Genomic DNA, 15,516 nt, shown 5'->3' on the forward strand with positions numbered 1-15,516 from the left:
AGGTCTATTGGAAGTGGGGATATAAGGCGTCGCTTAACCGGGCAAATTCCTCCAGGGAAAGGGTTTCTCCTCGTCTTGTCGGCTCAATTTCGCTAGCAGACAAAGCGGAAAGGATTACCTCCTTTTTTTGCTTTCCGTTCGGAAGCTGGCTGGTTAAATTATTCAGCAGTGTTTTTCTCCTTTGGGCAAAGCTTGCCTTCGTTACCTGGAAGAAGAAGTTCTCATCCTGGACGCTGACAGCAGGCTTATCCCGTTTGATCAGCCTGATGACTGCTGAGTCGACATTCGGCTGCGGGACAAATACGGTTTTTGGGACAATCATGACGGTTTCCGCTTCCGTATAATACTGAATCGCAATCGAAAGCGACCCGTAATCCTTAGTCCCTGGCTGTGCTGAAATCCGGTCTGCCACTTCCTTTTGCAGCATGCAGACAATCCCACGTATAGGCAAACGGTCTTCTAACAGCTTCATAATGATTGGCGTCGTGACATAATAGGGTAAATTAGCTACCACCATGACCTCGTCCGTACCGCTGAATTCCTCCTCCATAACGTCTCGGATGTCCGCCTTCAGTACGTCCTGGTGAATAATTTTGACATTGGGATAAGGCGACAGGGTATCTTTTAAAATCGGCAATAGCCGCTGGTCGATTTCGAACGCCACCACTTTTTTTGCGGAGCGGGCCAACTGCTCGGTAAGCGCCCCAATTCCTGGTCCGATTTCAATAGCCCCCGATTCTCCGTTCAAGTCCGCGAAGCTAACGATTTTTTTCAAAATATTGGTATCAATTAAAAAGTTCTGGCCCAGGCTCTTTTTGAAAGAGAAGCCGTATTTTTCTAAAATGGCCCGTGTTCTCAATGGGGTTGCAATATCTTTATCCATTCTGTTCCTCCTCGAAGACAATCGCCAGCGCTTTGGCAAATTCCTGTTTGCTGATTTGAAACATCATCAACCGCTTATGCAGCTGTTTTCCATTCGTATACCCGATTTTTAACAGCTCGCCAAGACGGATTCTACGTTCCTTGGCGCCTGCTCCGCCAATCAGCCCGGCCGTTACCAGATCTTCCTGGGTGATTTCCTCTGTCAGGCCCTCCTGCATCGTTTGGGCATCTTTTAGCGCTTCTCTAATGTCCTCGGGACTGGCATGCTCCACCCCGACCCCTCGATTCCTTTTGGCCAAGGCTTTTTCTTTGGTTATAAAGGCATGTTTACAGCCCGGCACACTTTGGGCGATGGTTTTGCGGATTTTTTCTCCGGGATAATCCGGGTCTGTAAAAATAATGACCCCTCTTGTCGCTTGGGCCCGTTTTATTTTTTCAATCGTTGCCTGATTTACGGCAGACCCGTTGGTCTCAATGGTATCGGCATCGACTGCCCGCCGGATGGCGGTCGTATCATCCTTGCCTTCCACCACAATAAACTCTTTTATCTTCATATTTCCTCCGTTGAAAGTACCTTTGCATTATGCGGATAGTACTAAATTTAAGACTCTGTTAACAATATTGTTGATTTTTTAACCCTGTTGATTGGAGCGGATAAGCTCGACTCCTGCGGGAGTACGGGGCTGGGGAGACCCCGCAGGCGCTTCTAGCGCCGAGGAGGCTCCCCGGCACGCCCGCGGGTTCGCTGAGCGACTGGAGCGGAAATCAACAGCAAAATTTAAAAAACTAAATCATAATGAAAAAAACTGAAACAATTCTGTAATGTCCATCGTCTATATTATTAAAATCCCTCATATAGTAAAGTATAAACAAATTGAGGAATTCGTTACGTTGATAAGTATAATGAAAAACCCCAGAAAAGTAAAAAATGCAGAGGCCCCTTACCCCTGCATTCAAAGCATTCTACTGTAAAATGGTGATCTTTACTTTCTTTCGTCCCCAGCGATAAGCTTCAGCATTTGATGGCACAAAAACATCAATTATGTACCCTTTGATGGCCCCGCCAGTGTCAGCGGCCACAGCATAGCCATAACCCTCGACATAGACCTTGCTTCCGAGCGGGATGACTCTAGGGTCCACAGCAATGACTTTCATATTAGGATTAGCACGCAAGTTGAGACCGGTTGCAGTTCGTCCGGAACACCCATTGCAGTTGGCTGTATAAGCCGTTGCCGTTACATACATTTCTCTTCCCGCTGGCGCCTCACCCCGGGAAACCTGTGTCGCTAAATCCTTAGTGCCCACAGCCACAACTTGGTCTTGCTTGGCTGTCATCAATTGCTCATTCACTAATTTTCTGTCTACTTCTTGACCGTTTTCCAAGGTAACTTCATATTGTCTCGAAACACGCCCTTGTTTACCTGGAGTTATCGTCTTTTGCGTTCCTTTTTCCAGGCTTTCATCCTTTTTGGAAATCACAGCAAATTCCAAGGGTTCTTCCACTACATCGGTGACTTTTTCTACGCGAATGACGTTAACAACACCATTCATTGTGATGGGTTCTGTTAATGACGGTTCAACTCGGTCCAATTCATTTAGTTTAATGCCCTGTTGTGATAAAAAGTCAACGACCGTAGTCGAAGTGGACCAGATTTCTTGCTCTTTTCCGCCGTCAATCAGCGTAAGACGATTGGCCTTTTTTACACCAATAGTCATTTTGTTTTGAATTGCCGTTTGCGGTTTTGGTGAGACTTGATCGTGGTCATTCAGTATGATGTTCTGCTCTTTTAATGCTTCAGCCACGGTTTCGGCTGTTGTCCAGATCGTTTTTTTCTCGTTGTCCTTTACAATAGTAACCTGCTTTGCCTGCATCCAAACGACCCGAAGATCATCCTTCACCTTCGAAGCGGCTTTTGGATACAAGTAGTCTTTTGATTGGGGAGATACGCCTAGTTCTTCCTCTAACAACTCCTTTATCGTATCTGCATGTGTTTTAATAACCATTTCCTCGTCATTCAAAGTAACAGCCACCGTTTTTTTGGAACCTTCATAGAACATGATTCCCAGTGCGGTAAGGCCCACTATGAAACTAGTAAAAATAATGGTTAAACTCCTTCCGTTCAAAGACTGGAGCAGGTTTTTCATGTGTTTGAATACGATGAAAAACGCCTCCTTTTCTCGCATAGATTTAGAAAACCATGCTGTCGGCTGTCAGCCCTTGCCTATCCTGTGAACGTATTACTAATTATCCATAATACTGGAACCCTTGCAAAGGAAAACTTCTCGACATGGTCATCCTATGATGAAAAGGAGACGTGTAGAACTTTTTGTTTTTAGAAAAAATTAGGACAAGCTTCCTGCCTTTTCGACAAAATCCTTTATCAAATGATGCCGAATAATTTTTTAGCATTTCGTGTCGTTGCTTCCGCTATCTCTTCATATGTCAACCCCTTTATTTCGGCAATTTGTTCGGCCACCAGCTTCACATACCCCGGTTCATTCCGCTTCCCGCGATATGGATGCGGGGCCAAATAAGGACAATCCGTTTCAATCAATAGTTTATCCAAAGGGACTTCTGCTGCGACTTCCTTCGGCTTTTTGGCATTTTTAAACGTGACCGGGCCGCCAAGTGAAATGTAAAAGTTCATGTTGATACACTCCTTGGCGGTTTCTGGGCTGCCGCTGAAGCAATGCATAATACCTCCCACCTCTTCGGCGCCTTCCTGTTTGAGAATCTCAACAATATCAGCCGTTGCCTCACGATTATGGATCACGATGGGGAGTTTCACCTTTTTTGCCAGCCTGATTTGCTTGCGGAATACCTCTTTTTGAATATCCTTCGGTGACTTATCCCAGTGATAATCAAGCCCCATCTCGCCAATCGCCACAACTTTTGGATGGTCCGCCAATTCTTCAATCCATTGTAAATCCTCTTCGGTCATATCAATAGCATCCACAGGGTGCCAGCCAACACAGGCATAAATGAATTCATACTGTTCCGTAAGCTCCATCGCTCTTTTAATCGTTGGACGGTCAAAACCTACAACAACAACATTGGAAACACCCTGTTCTTGCAGCCTTCCAATTACTTCTTGTAAATCCTCATTAAACTGTTCATCATTTAAATGGGCATGGGTGTCAAATAACATATAAAAAGTCCCCTTTTTTATTAATTATTCTGTTATTATTACAAATACATTACCAATATTATGACATGTTTCGTCTATTTTACATTTTGATAAAATTAATTGACCTCTTTCAACAAAACATTTAATAGTTGTCTAAAAATATCAAATATTGTTTCACGTGAAACATTTACCATAAGAGAAAAAATGCTCCAGCACCATAAGAGGCGTTGGAGCGTATTTGAAAACACTGTTTTATTTCACTTTAGAACCGTTTGGCAAGGATTGGTCGACTGTTGCGACTGATAGCTGGCCATCCTTTGAGCCGGCAAGAATCATCCCTTGGGACAATTCACCGCGGAGCTTGACTGGCTTCAAATTGGTTATACAGATCACTTTGCGGCCAACCAGCTCTTCTGGCTTATAATATTGGGCAATTCCTGAAACCACCTGGCGTTTTTCATAACCTAAATCAAGCTGAAGCTTAAGGAGTTTATCTGCCTTTTTGACAGGTTCTGCTTCAATGACTTCTGCCACACGCAAATCAATTTTCATAAAATCATCGATGGCGATTTCCGGAAGCTCTTCAGGCTTTTCCTCTTGCTTTTCTACTTGTTTTTCCGCAGCAGGAGCAGGGGTTCCGCCTTGCATCTTGGCTTTAATGTATTCCACTTCATCCTTCACTTCCAGCCTTGGGAATAACGGGGCATCCTTTTCCACTTTCGTACCGCTTGGGATGAATCCAAATCCTTCTAAGCTCTCCCAAGATTTAAGCTTTTCGTCGGCAATGCCCAATTGTTTGAAGATCCCTTCAGGCGTTTTCGTTAAAAATGGCTGCAACAGGATGGCGATCCGACGCAAGCTTTCGGCTAAATGAACCATTACACTTGCCAGTTCCTCGCTTTTTGCCTCATCCTTCGCCAATGTCCATGGCTGGGTTTCATCGATATATTTATTGGTACGGCTCACCAGTTGCCAAACATTGGTTAACGCAACGGAGAACTCCATTTTTTCCATTGCTTCCTCATATTTTCTCACGGTTTCTTGATTGACCTGCAGCAACGCCTGATCAAATTCCCCTGCAGAACCGGCATAGTTTGGAATGAGCCCATTAAAATATCTATCAATCATCGCCACTGTGCGGTTTAACAGATTGCCAAGGTCATTGGCCAAGTCAAAGTTAATCCGTTCTACAAAGCCTTCTGGGGTAAACACTCCGTCTGCGCCAAAAGGAACTTCCCGCAATAAATAATAGCGCAGGGCATCCAGGCCATAACGGTCAATCAATGTGACCGGGTCCACCACGTTTCCTTTTGACTTGGACATTTTTCCATCCTTCATCAATAGCCAGCCATGGGCAAAGACCTTCTTCGGCAGCGGCAGATCAAGCGCCATTAACATGATTGGCCAATAAATTGTATGGAATCGGACAATTTCTTTCCCGACAAGATGGACGTCCGCCGGCCAGTACTTCTGATATTTAGCATCATCATCTGTCCCGTACCCAAGGGCTGTGATATAGTTTGAAAGGGCATCGATCCAAACATAAATGACATGCTTAGGGTCTCCTGGCACCTTAATGCCCCAATCGAAGGTTGTCCGGGAAACGGCCAAATCCTCCAATCCTGGCTTAATGAAGTTATTAATCATTTCATTCTTGCGAGATTCCGGTTGAATAAATTGAGGATTTTCTTCGTAGTACGCCAAAAGCTTATCCACATACTTACTCATTTTGAAAAAGTAAGATTCCTCTTTTACTTTTTCCACCGGGCGGCCGCAATCCGGGCAATTGCCATCTACTAGCTGGCGGTCAGTGTAAAAAGATTCACAGGGAGTACAGTACCAGCCCTCATATTGATCAAGGTAAATATCCCCCTGCTCCAGCAGACGGGCAAAAATCTTCTCCACCACTTGCTTATGGCGGTCCTGAGTAGTGCGAATAAAATCGTCATATGAGATATCAAGCTTTTTCCAAAGCTCTTTGATGTCGGCCACCATGCCGTCTACATAGGCTTGGGGAGAGACTCCCTTTTCTTCTGCCTTCCGCTGAATCTTTTGTCCGTGCTCATCTGTTCCTGTCAAATACATGACATCATAGCCGCGCATCCGCTTATACCGGGCCATTGCATCACCGGCCACTGTAGTGTAGGCGTGTCCTATATGTAAATTTCCACTAGGATAATAAATCGGAGTGGTTAGATAAAACGTTTTTCTATCCATAGTATCCCTCCTCAAGGATTGCAATCTATCCATTCATTATTGCCTGTTTTTTATCTTCTATATCATCAAAAATATACCGAAAAATAGGTAATTGTGCAACAAAGCTAAATCAAAGACTGCACAAGCACCTTGGACAGCACCGTATGACCCGGAGCCCTTCCAACCGAGATAAGTGTAAACTCACCGAATGGCAAGCCGTTAGGCGGTTCATGAGGCGAAAGTTGATTGACTTATCGTAGAACGGAGAGCGAAAGACACTAGGCGTTAGGGCGCTCCCCGAAAAGCTCACGCTTTTTCTTCGTCGATGGCAATGCCGTCGAAGCTTTCCTAGTGGAGAGGGACAATTTTCAAAGCAAAAAATTTCCACCTTTTCTTTTTTCTAAGAACACTCATAAAATTAAGACATCGTTCGAATATTTTTTTGTATGACACAAGAGATTTGATGAATTTTGTCGAATAATCACAAATTACTAGTTTTGTCTGTTTCCACCACAATAATATTATTAATCCAACATTTGTAAACAGATAGGAACCAAACATTGAATAGTCAACAATTTAGACAAATTTAATAATTTTTCCCTAATATTTCAAAATAAAATAATTGACGAATATGGGAATGGCTGGTATTATTAGTCATATAAAATTTGTCGAATAATGACGAATAGAGATAGACTAAATGACATTGTTTAATAGTGAGAGGAGCTAATAAAAATGAAATCTACTGGTATTGTACGTAAAGTTGATGAACTTGGCCGCGTGGTTATTCCAATTGAATTACGACGCACACTTGGCATTGCCGAGAAGGATGCACTTGAAATCTATGTTGATGATGACCGCATCATCTTAAAAAAATATAAGCCAAACATGACTTGCGCGATCACTGGCGAAGTATCCGATGACAATATGACTCTTGCAGGCGGCAAGTTAATCCTAAGCCGTGAAGGTGCAGAAATCCTATTAAAGGAAATTCAAAGCCAGTTTGTTGCGAAGTAAGAACTTGGTTTTCACCAAAGGCTCCAGAATACTGGAGCCTTTTAAATTTAGCTAATCCACATGGTATGCTTGATAAACTTCCCGTTTGTTCATGCCTCGGTCTTTAGCGGTTTGCTTGATGGCATCCTTTGAAGACATATCATTAACAGAAATATAATGGTTCACATGTTCCTCAATGGTCAGCTTGCCCCACCAGGCTGCTTCTTGTTCAACCGGCTCTTTGGAGCCCTCCACAATGAGAACAAATTCCCCACGGATTTCATCTTGGTCCGTCCACTGCAGAACTTCCTCGAGACTTCCCCTAATAAATTCTTCAAATCGCTTCGTCAGCTCCCTGCAGATGACAATCTGTCTAGGCCCTAACATCTCCAGCATTTGTGCCAAAGTTTCCTTCAGCCTGTGCGGCGATTCATAAAAAATTAACGTGGCTTCTTGGCGTTTTAATCCTTCCAATTCATGCCGTTTTTCCTTCTTGCTGCGGTTAAGAAAACCGTAAAAGTAAAAGGGTTGACAAGGGAGACCGGATGCGATTAAGGCGGTAAGAGCCGCGTTCGCACCAGGCAGCGGAACAACGGTCAGACCCTCATTGACTGCTTGGGCCACCAACTCATATCCTGGGTCGGAAATGGCCGGCATTCCAGCATCGCTGACCAACGCTATGTGCTGCCCTTCCTTCAGCTTTTCCAACAGTTTGGCACCGCTTGATTCTTTATTATGCTCATGATAGCTGACCACAGGAGTGTCAATCTCAAAGTAATTCAGCAATTTCCTTGTGTTCCTCGTATCTTCTGCCGCGATTAGATCCGCTTGCTTTAGTATGTTGACTGCTCGGAATGTCATATCTTCCAAATTGCCGATTGGTGTGGGCACGAGATATAACATTCCTTTACCATCTTCATTTTCAAAGCTTTTCTGTTGCCACATCATCATCACCCGATTCTCTATTTAAAAACTCCAGCTTCTTCTTGCGAGGCAGCCTCTTAAACTGATATTCCGCCTTTAAGGCCTCACCTTTTTGCTGATAACATTTGTAAAACGTTAATGTTACGGGGCCGCGCCCTCTTGTATATTTTGCCCCTTTTCCCTCATTGTGCAGACGGATGCGCCGTTCCAGATTATTCGTATATCCGCCATATAAAGTTCCATCTATACAGGTGAGGACATAAAAAAAGTGTTCTTCATTCTCCATATAAAATCTCTCTTATCTCTTTGGTATATTCATCATTGTCCTCATAGACAACAAGAGGTGGGAGAATTTTCAAATCGGGGCTTCCGTCCTTAATGGCTTCCACTAATAAAGTATTTGCTTCCTTCCCCTTTTTCGAGTACACGAATTGGATCCGTTTGGGTTCCAGCCGATACTTTCTCATCAATGTAATGATATCCAACAATCTGCCTGGCCGGTGGACAAACGCAACCTTGCCGCCTTGTTTTGCCAGTTCACTGGATGCTTTCACTGCATCTTCTAAAGTGCAAAAAATCTCATGGCGGGCTATGGCCAGATGTTCGTTCGGATTAACCGTCCCTGCCGGCGGGGTCGTAAAGTACGGTGGGTTGCAGGTAACGACATCAAATTTCCCATAACCTAACTGCTTGGGCATCTCTTTAATATCCCCGTGAATCATCTGCAGTCGATGCTGCAGGAAATTGTATTCGATACTCCGTACAGCCATGTCATAAAGCCGCTCCTGGATTTCCACACCAATGATTTTCCCTTTTGTCCTGGCACTCAAGAATAACGGGATGACACCATTCCCGCTGCACAAATCAATCAAATTTCCTTTTTGGATAGGCACATAGACAAACCTTGCCAAAAGAACGGCATCCAAGGAAAAGGCAAACACGGAAGGGCTCTGAATGATCCGCAAATTTTCTGCCAACAAATAGTCTAGACGCTCATCATCCTTTAAATGTACCACTCATAATCAATTCCTTCTCACTATGTATGAAAATAGAGGCTGATCACCGTCAGCCTCTTAGTAATAACCATATCTATATAAAGTTCTATGAGAATTGTCCAGCTACAGTGCCCTAGCGGCGAGAAGACTTCGCTCTCCGCCCTACGATAAGTCAACATCGATTCGCCTCCTGCTCCTGCGCCAAAGCATATTCGAGGAAGCGGCTGTTCAGCTCGTCGCAAAGCCCTAGAAGCTTATTCAGGTAGTTGCTTGGCTCATCGTGTTTCCTTTATCCCGTTCCGGGCATAGGCATCGCACGAACAAAAAGCGTTAGCTTTTTGGAGGAGGCCATACGCCGCTGACCAGGACACTTTCGCTTTTCTCATTACTTCTTATTTAGAAAGGAAAGGCAGAATAAACAGTCGCCTTCCTTTCGTAAACTGCCAAAGTGGAGGTTGCAGATATGGAACCCCTCCTGGTAAAGCCGGGCAAGATTGTCATATCCTTCCCCTACATCAAAAGGTTTTGCGCTGGGAATTTGACTCCCAGCCTCACCCTTTTTTATATGAGATTCCTTTACCTTTAATTCCGGAGTTGCCTCTAAACGGCGCCTTAAATGTTCATTCTCGAGCTTTAGAGCATGGTTCTCTTCTAGTATTTCGGCTAAATGCTCCTTTAATTCTCCTAGTTGCTGGTAAAGATGGCCAATTTGTGTCTCCATATTACTTACTGATTCAAATATCTCTTTTTTATCCACTTCTTCCACCTCATTAATCTGTGGATTGTATTGAAAAGGCACCTTCTTTAATTTCATCCAAGGTATACTCCAGAACCTTTTCTTGTTCCAAAAGTTCAACTTGAAGTACCCTCTCGAGTATATTTAACCCTACCACTTTACCGGTTCCATGTGGTGTTGCAATTTTTTCCCCAAGGTCAGGGAGCTGTTCTTTTGCTGTTTCGTATTCATCATTTTCATATTTTAAACAGCACATCAACCTGCCACACAAACCGGAAATTTTGGTTGGATTCAACGATAAGTTTTGGTCTTTAGCCATCTTAATCGATACCGGGTCAAAGTCCCCTAAAAAGGTGGAGCAGCAAAGCATTCTTCCACAGGGGCCAATTCCGCCAAGCATCTTTGCTTCATCGCGTACCCCGATTTGACGCAGTTCAATCCGCGTGCGGAAAATCGCCGCCAAGTCCTTTACCAACTCGCGGAAGTCTACTCTTCCATCAGCGGTGAAATAAAAAATAATTTTGTTGCGGTCAAATGTATATTCAACATCTACCAGTTTCATATCCAGTTGATGTTCGATGACTTTTTCATTGCATACATCATAAGCTTCCTGTGCGGCGAGCTTATTTTCATCAACAATCATACGATCCTTATGGTCTGCAATTCTGACAACTTTTTTCAATGGCAGGACGACATCGTGCTCCTCAACCTGTTTACGAGCGATGACGGCCTTCCCATATTCCACTCCGCGGACTGTCTCAACAATCACGAAGTCATCTTTTTGAATTGGCAGGTCCCCAGGATCGAAGTAATAAATTTTACCCGCTTTTTTAAAGCGTACTCCTACAACATCATACAAAAGAAGATCCCTCCTGCAATTTTAACACAAGCTGTTCCATCAACAGCTGAGGATTCATATTCGCTGCAAGCTTCTTCTTGGCATCAAGAATAGCTGACATTTGATTGGCTAAGCGCCGGCCGGACGTCTGCAAGGCAAACTGCTGCAGGCGGTCGATTTCTCCCCTGAACACGATTTGCTCCTGCTTATCCAATTGTATATATAGTAAATCCTTAAAGAAAAGAAGTAATAGGTCTAAACCGCGTTGAAGCTGTTCTTTTTCTCTGAAGTGCCCAAACCAGTCATTTTGCAAAGAAACAAGGGCTTCCAAATGACTCTTTCTCAACACCTCAAATAATTTTACCACTATTTTTTGGGCTAGTGCAAACCATTCATCGACATTTAACTCAAGGGCTTCATCCAAGCTGTTTGTCAGCTGGGCCAAGAGTGGTGCCTTTTGCGGGCTGACGCCGCTCGCTTCAAGTTGTTTGATTAACACCTGTGGAGACAGCGGCTGAAAGGTTAACACTTGGCATCTTGAAAGAATGGTCGGCAATATGGCTTGTGGCTGTTCTGTCAGAAGAAAGGCTGTTGTTCCAGGGCCCGGTTCTTCCAGAAACTTTAGCAAACTATTGGAGGCGCTGACACTCATTTTATTAGCGTGAACGAGCAGATAAACCTTCTTTGAGGACTCCACTGCTTTTTTGGAAAACTCCGCTTGCAGTTCACGGATTTGGTCGACCTTAATTGAGAGGCCATCCGGTTCAATCAGATGGACATCAGGATGATTTCCGTTATTGATACGGCGGCATTGGTAACAAGATTCACATGGTTTGTAGCCATCCACTGGTGACTCACAAAATAAAGCCTTCGTAAATAATAAACCGATGTCTTTTTTTCCTGTCCCTCTCATGCCCTCAAACAAATAGGCATGGGCCACCCGGTTTTTGACCAAGCTGTTTTTCATCATTCTTAATACGGCTGGCTGCAGCTCATCCAGTTGATCCCATGTCTTTCCCAAACTTATCACACTCGCTATCTTAAACTACCGCTTTCAAAAACGGACTTTAAAAATGTTGAAATTGTTCAATAGGCAGTACAAACACAGTGGCCCCGCCCACTTCCACTTCCACAGGATACGGAACATAGGAGTCGGCATTGCCGCCCATTGGTGAAATTGGTGAAACTAGCTGTTCCCTGGCACTGCAGTTATCTTTTATGATTTTGAGAGCCCGTTCGACCCGGATGTCCTCGGTCCCAATCATAAACGTGGTATTTCCTGATTTTAAAAACCCGCCTGTTGAGGCCAGTTTCGTTGCCCTAAAATTGTTTTCTACCAATGCCTTGGATAATCGATTGCTGTCTTGGTCTTGGACCACCGCAATAATGAGTTTCATCAAATCCACCTCTCCTCTATTTTTCTAAATCTAGTATCCTTAATCTTATTATAACAGGTTATAGTCCGGCATTCATTCGCAATAATAGGAAGACCGGAGATTTCTAGGCAAAAAAATAGCATGGGTTGGTATCGACCCATGCATAAGTAACTTAAGCCTTGCTTTCTGAAATTTTCTTTTGAACCAGCTCTTGGGCCTCGACAAATACCTCATCCAATGTTTTAGAAGCATCAATTCGCTTGACTCGGTCCGGGAAGCGTTCCAATAGGAGTAAGTACCCCTCCCTGACTTTATGATGGAAGCTAAGATTCTCCAAGTCCAAGCGATTGACCTCTCTCCCTTTGTTTTTATTAATCCGCTTCAACCCAAGCTCGGGATCGATATCAAAATAAATCGTTAAGTCAGGCATCATTTGCTCAATCGCAAACTGGTTAATTGAAAATACTTCATTAAGCCCTAGCCCGCGCGCATATCCCTGATAGGCCAATGAACTATCGACAAAACGGTCACATAGGACTATTTTTCCATCCTCAAGAGCTGGCATGACCTTTTCCACTAAATGCTGCCTTCTTGCCGCCGCATAGAGGAGTGCCTCTGTTCTAGGGTCCATTGACGTATTTTCTTTTGCTAAAATCACCCGGCGGATTTGTTCGGCTATATCAATCCCACCTGGTTCCCTTGTGACAAGGGCATTTGGGAAATGTTCCGCGACCATGCTGAGGATAGTCGTTTTCCCCGCTCCATCAGGGCCCTCAAATGTAATGAATGTTCCATTGTTCATTTTGTATAAACCTCCAAATTGTTCCATTCTTAAGCTGTTGTAAATATTTTTATTGTCCCCTCACTTAGCTTGGCTCCACCCTGAAATCTCGCACCCGATTCTGTTAGGCGCTTTAATTGGCGGAGCTTTTCCACTGTGATCGCCTCACCCCTTAAAAACAAGGGAATCCCCGGGGGATAAGGAATAATTGTTTCCGCACTAACCTGTCCGAGGGTCTGATTAATAGGAAATTCTATCTCCTGAATATGTTGCATTTCTTTATAGCCGAAAGCAAGCTCCGATATTTTTTCTTCGGGAAGCCACAGGTCGGCGCTTATTTCTTGTACCGGAAGGCTGGAAAGCATGTTTCTAATTTTAGCCGCAGCTTCACCCAAAGGGTAATCCTGCCCTGTTTTTAGTAATGGGAGAACCAAAAGGACATTATAGGGATCGGCTAGCTCTGTAAAAATTGCCGCTTCTTCCAATTTCCTTTGCAGCTCAAAGCCAGTCAGTCCACACCGGGATTGGATGGTTACTTTTAATGGGTCACCATGTGAACCAGGAAAACTTAGTACCGTTATTTGAGGAATATCGGCTAATTGTTCCTTAAACTGTTTTATTTTCATCTGCAAATAATCTAAGTCATAAGAGTTATAGGCAGCCAAGTAGTTTCTTGCTAAATCAAGTGATGCCATGATGGCATAGGATGGACTGCTCGACTGAAAAATATGTAAATAATTCTCTAGCTTATGAATATCTACCCATTCGCTGTTAAAATGCAAAAATGACCCCATCGTCATAGCCGGCAATGTTTTATGTGCAGATTGAATGGTGACATCAGCACCTAATTCACTTGCTGAGGCCGGGAAGGGACCTCCTATTATAAAATGGGCACCATGTGCTTCATCGACTAAGACTGGAATCTGATGGAGATGGGCTTCTTCAATAATTCCTTTTAAGTCATAAACCATGCCATAATAATTGGGATAGGTGAGTACAAGTGCCTTGGCATTAGGATAAAGTTTAATCGCTTCTTTTACCGTCCCAACGCTGACACCAGCAGCGATTTTCCACCGAGGGTCCCATTCCGGTTCTAAAAAAATGGGTCTTGCTTTCGTTAATCCTAACGCATTTAATATTGATTTATGACAATTTCTTTGAACCAAGACGACATCATTCTCTCTAACAGCAGCCATCACCATGGCTAAATTGCCGACGGTTGAGCCATTGATAAGAAAATGGCTCTTTTTCACATGATATAATTCTGCTAATAAAGTTTCCGCATCCAGTATGGCACCCTCAGGAGAATGGAGGTCATCGAGCCCCGACAATTCCGTTGCATCCAATTCCAGCAACTGCTGGAATACTGCCTTTGCATCGGATGAAAAAATCTGCCCGTTTTTATGCCCGGGAACATGAAAGGATATCGGCTTCTTGTTCCGATACTCCATTAAGGCGTCATACAAAGGGGTCTTCGTTTGGTTGTTCATATTCTCCCCCCTATTAAGAGTCTCATTTATTGTAAATGAAACTGGGTAGAATTTCGAGTGTTTTAGAGTTTCTTCCGGTTGGCTCCTTTGAACCGGGCAAAAAAATAAAGCCCTTTAAGGACTTGTTTTATGAGAATATTTCCGGTGTGTTTATTTTTTTAAGCTTTTGAAGAAAATATTTATATTTTGGATCGTTCGTGTTTGTTTGAATCAAGTCTTTTTCACAGTCTGTACAAATAAATGAAGTGTATAGATGTATGCCTTTTGGTTTTTGTATCTCACAGATTACACAGGTTTCTTCCAAGTGATGATGTGCTAAAAATGAATTCATTCCCTCCACCTCCATACATCTATTCTTCCCGGCATTTTCGGATTGTAAACAATCTTTAGAATTTTCATTTGACATTACCTATCATATGTAGCAGATTGGATTTGGGTGTATGTCTATAGGCGATTTGTTGAATGGTACATAATATTTTTCTAGAGATTTTAATTACAGTGATACTTTCTCCTTGAAATCAATCTAAAATCGGGCTAGGTCATTTTAGTACGCATTAAAATGTGTTTTGACTTACTTGTACCGTTCGCTGCACACTAACTTTTACGGTTCATGTTTTTCCTTATAGCGGTCGCAACTTATATACCGGCGTTTTTGAATGAATATCCGTCACTTTGCCATTTAAACACAAAAAAGACAACCAATTCAGGTTGCCTTTTCCCATTGCCTGGCAGCGTCCTACTCTCACAGGGACTTGCGTCCCAACTACCATCGGCGCTGAGAAGCTTAACTTCCGTGTTCGGTATGGGAACGGGTGTGACCTTCTCGCCATTGCTGCCAGACTATTTTGCTTGAGAGATCGCTCCCTCAAAACTGGATAATCAGAAGAAACTTTGGTAAAACGAGTCTGCTTTATTAGTGTTGTCTAGCTCCAGCGCACAGCGTCTAGTGTCCTTCGCTCATCTCCCTACGATAAGTCAACATCGAATCGCTTGCGCTCTCCGTGTTTCCTTTATCTCAGTCGATGCGCTCCAGGCCATACGCCGCTAACCGTGCGCTTCCGCTTTTCTTATTGGTTAAGTCCTCGATCGATTAGTATCAGTCAGCTCCACACGTCACCGTGCTTCCACCCCTGACCTATCAACCTGATCATCTTTCAGGGATCTTACTAGCTTGACG

General features: G+C 43.6%; 16 protein-coding genes and 2 rRNA genes (1 of these 18 only partly in view). 1 reads left to right on the forward strand and 17 read right to left on the reverse strand.

Annotation, left to right across the window (positions count from 1 at the left end; all coding sequences use genetic code 11):
- Nucleotides 1–4: 4 nt before the first annotated feature.
- The 5 genes from rsmA to metG all read right to left on the reverse strand — a co-directional run bounded on the left by rsmA (nt 5) and on the right by metG (nt 6,227).
- A complete protein-coding gene (gene rsmA, locus ACY8D0_RS07965) occupies nt 5–883 on the reverse strand; it encodes a 16S rRNA (adenine(1518)-N(6)/adenine(1519)-N(6))-dimethyltransferase RsmA (protein ID WP_462410006.1) in 879 nt (292 codons plus the stop codon).
- Nucleotides 876–1,436: a ribonuclease M5 gene (gene rnmV / locus ACY8D0_RS07970; protein WP_462410007.1), complete on the reverse strand. Its 561-nt coding sequence runs from the start codon at nt 1,434–1,436 to the stop codon at nt 876–878. Before rnmV ends, rsmA begins: the two co-directional genes overlap by 8 nt.
- A gap of 409 nt (nt 1,437–1,845) precedes the next feature.
- Nucleotides 1,846–3,027, reverse strand: coding sequence for a ubiquitin-like domain-containing protein (locus tag ACY8D0_RS07975; protein WP_462411318.1), 1,182 nt, complete (start codon nt 3,025–3,027; stop codon nt 1,846–1,848).
- 236 nt (nt 3,028–3,263) lie between these two features.
- Nucleotides 3,264–4,031, reverse strand: coding sequence for a TatD family hydrolase (locus ACY8D0_RS07980; protein WP_462410008.1), 768 nt, complete (start codon nt 4,029–4,031; stop codon nt 3,264–3,266).
- A gap of 231 nt (nt 4,032–4,262) precedes the next feature.
- Entirely contained in the window at nt 4,263–6,227 is a 1,965-nt protein-coding gene (metG, locus tag ACY8D0_RS07985) for a methionine--tRNA ligase (protein ID WP_462410009.1), read from the reverse strand.
- A gap of 705 nt (nt 6,228–6,932) precedes the next feature.
- On the opposite strand from metG, the gene ACY8D0_RS07990 reads away from it, so the two are divergent.
- The gene (locus ACY8D0_RS07990) at nt 6,933–7,220 is read left to right on the forward strand and encodes a transition state genes transcriptional regulator AbrB (RefSeq protein ID WP_462411319.1); all 288 of its coding nucleotides are present in this window, start codon (nt 6,933–6,935) and stop codon (nt 7,218–7,220) included.
- 51 nt (nt 7,221–7,271) lie between these two features.
- On the opposite strand, the gene rsmI is transcribed toward ACY8D0_RS07990, so the two are convergent.
- The 12 genes from rsmI to ACY8D0_RS08050 all read right to left on the reverse strand — a co-directional run.
- A complete protein-coding gene (gene rsmI, locus ACY8D0_RS07995; protein ID WP_462411320.1) occupies nt 7,272–8,144 on the reverse strand; it encodes a 16S rRNA (cytidine(1402)-2'-O)-methyltransferase in 873 nt (290 codons plus the stop codon).
- The gene (locus ACY8D0_RS08000; protein WP_462410010.1) at nt 8,122–8,409 is read right to left on the reverse strand and encodes a GIY-YIG nuclease family protein; all 288 of its coding nucleotides are present in this window, start codon (nt 8,407–8,409) and stop codon (nt 8,122–8,124) included. The genes rsmI and ACY8D0_RS08000 overlap by 23 nt, the downstream gene beginning before the upstream one ends.
- Nucleotides 8,399–9,139 (reverse strand): tRNA1(Val) (adenine(37)-N6)-methyltransferase, encoded by a 741-nt coding sequence (locus tag ACY8D0_RS08005; RefSeq protein WP_462410011.1) that lies wholly within the window; start codon nt 9,137–9,139, stop codon nt 8,399–8,401. The genes ACY8D0_RS08000 and ACY8D0_RS08005 overlap by 11 nt, the downstream gene beginning before the upstream one ends.
- 364 nt (nt 9,140–9,503) lie before the next feature.
- On the reverse strand, nt 9,504–9,875 hold the full coding sequence (yabA, locus tag ACY8D0_RS08010; protein ID WP_462411321.1) for a DNA replication initiation control protein YabA: 372 nt from the start codon (nt 9,873–9,875) through the stop codon (nt 9,504–9,506).
- Between the two features lie 13 nt (nt 9,876–9,888).
- The gene (locus ACY8D0_RS08015) at nt 9,889–10,713 is read right to left on the reverse strand and encodes a PSP1 domain-containing protein (protein WP_462410012.1); all 825 of its coding nucleotides are present in this window, start codon (nt 10,711–10,713) and stop codon (nt 9,889–9,891) included.
- A complete protein-coding gene (holB, locus tag ACY8D0_RS08020; RefSeq protein WP_462410013.1) occupies nt 10,706–11,713 on the reverse strand; it encodes a DNA polymerase III subunit delta' in 1,008 nt (335 codons plus the stop codon). The genes ACY8D0_RS08015 and holB overlap by 8 nt, the downstream gene beginning before the upstream one ends.
- Before the next feature lie 46 nt (nt 11,714–11,759).
- On the reverse strand, nt 11,760–12,089 hold the full coding sequence (locus ACY8D0_RS08025; protein ID WP_462411322.1) for a cyclic di-AMP receptor DarA: 330 nt from the start codon (nt 12,087–12,089) through the stop codon (nt 11,760–11,762).
- Nucleotides 12,090–12,240: 151 nt separating this feature from the next.
- Nucleotides 12,241–12,870, reverse strand: a complete 630-nt coding sequence (gene tmk, locus ACY8D0_RS08030) for a dTMP kinase (protein WP_462410014.1) — start codon at nt 12,868–12,870, stop codon at nt 12,241–12,243.
- 29 nt (nt 12,871–12,899) lie between these two features.
- Nucleotides 12,900–14,339 (reverse strand): aminotransferase class I/II-fold pyridoxal phosphate-dependent enzyme, encoded by a 1,440-nt coding sequence (locus tag ACY8D0_RS08035; RefSeq protein ID WP_462410015.1) that lies wholly within the window; start codon nt 14,337–14,339, stop codon nt 12,900–12,902.
- Nucleotides 14,340–14,466: 127 nt separating this feature from the next.
- Nucleotides 14,467–14,670 (reverse strand): sigma factor G inhibitor Gin, encoded by a 204-nt coding sequence (locus ACY8D0_RS08040; protein ID WP_462410016.1) that lies wholly within the window; start codon nt 14,668–14,670, stop codon nt 14,467–14,469.
- A gap of 392 nt (nt 14,671–15,062) precedes the next feature.
- A 5S ribosomal RNA gene (gene rrf, locus ACY8D0_RS08045) occupies nt 15,063–15,179 on the reverse strand.
- A gap of 230 nt (nt 15,180–15,409) precedes the next feature.
- Nucleotides 15,410–15,516: ribosomal RNA gene (locus ACY8D0_RS08050) — 23S ribosomal RNA — on the reverse strand; it runs 2,831 nt beyond the window's last position.

Source organism: Neobacillus camarae (genome assembly GCF_054950115.1).

Bases quoted from the DNA above. Each gene is read 5' to 3' on its own strand.
- ACY8D0_RS08035 (WP_462410015.1), bottom strand. From the start codon at position 14,339: ATGAACAACCAAACGAAGACCCCTTTGTATGACGCCTTAATGGAGTAT.
- rnmV (WP_462410007.1), bottom strand. From the start codon at position 1,436: ATGAAGATAAAAGAGTTTATTGTGGTGGAAGGCAAGGATGATACGACC.
- rsmA (WP_462410006.1), bottom strand. From the start codon at position 883: ATGGATAAAGATATTGCAACCCCATTGAGAACACGGGCCATTTTAGAA.
- metG (WP_462410009.1), bottom strand. From the start codon at position 6,227: ATGGATAGAAAAACGTTTTATCTAACCACTCCGATTTATTATCCTAGT.
- tmk (WP_462410014.1), bottom strand. From the start codon at position 12,870: ATGAACAATGGAACATTCATTACATTTGAGGGCCCTGATGGAGCGGGG.
- ACY8D0_RS08025 (WP_462411322.1), bottom strand. From the start codon at position 12,089: ATGAAACTCATTATTGCGGTGGTCCAAGACCAAGACAGCAATCGATTA.
- ACY8D0_RS07980 (WP_462410008.1), bottom strand. From the start codon at position 4,031: ATGTTATTTGACACCCATGCCCATTTAAATGATGAACAGTTTAATGAG.
- ACY8D0_RS08000 (WP_462410010.1), bottom strand. From the start codon at position 8,409: ATGGAGAATGAAGAACACTTTTTTTATGTCCTCACCTGTATAGATGGA.
- rsmI (WP_462411320.1), bottom strand. From the start codon at position 8,144: ATGTGGCAACAGAAAAGCTTTGAAAATGAAGATGGTAAAGGAATGTTA.
- ACY8D0_RS07975 (WP_462411318.1), bottom strand. From the start codon at position 3,027: ATGAAAAACCTGCTCCAGTCTTTGAACGGAAGGAGTTTAACCATTATT.
- ACY8D0_RS08040 (WP_462410016.1), bottom strand. From the start codon at position 14,670: ATGAATTCATTTTTAGCACATCATCACTTGGAAGAAACCTGTGTAATC.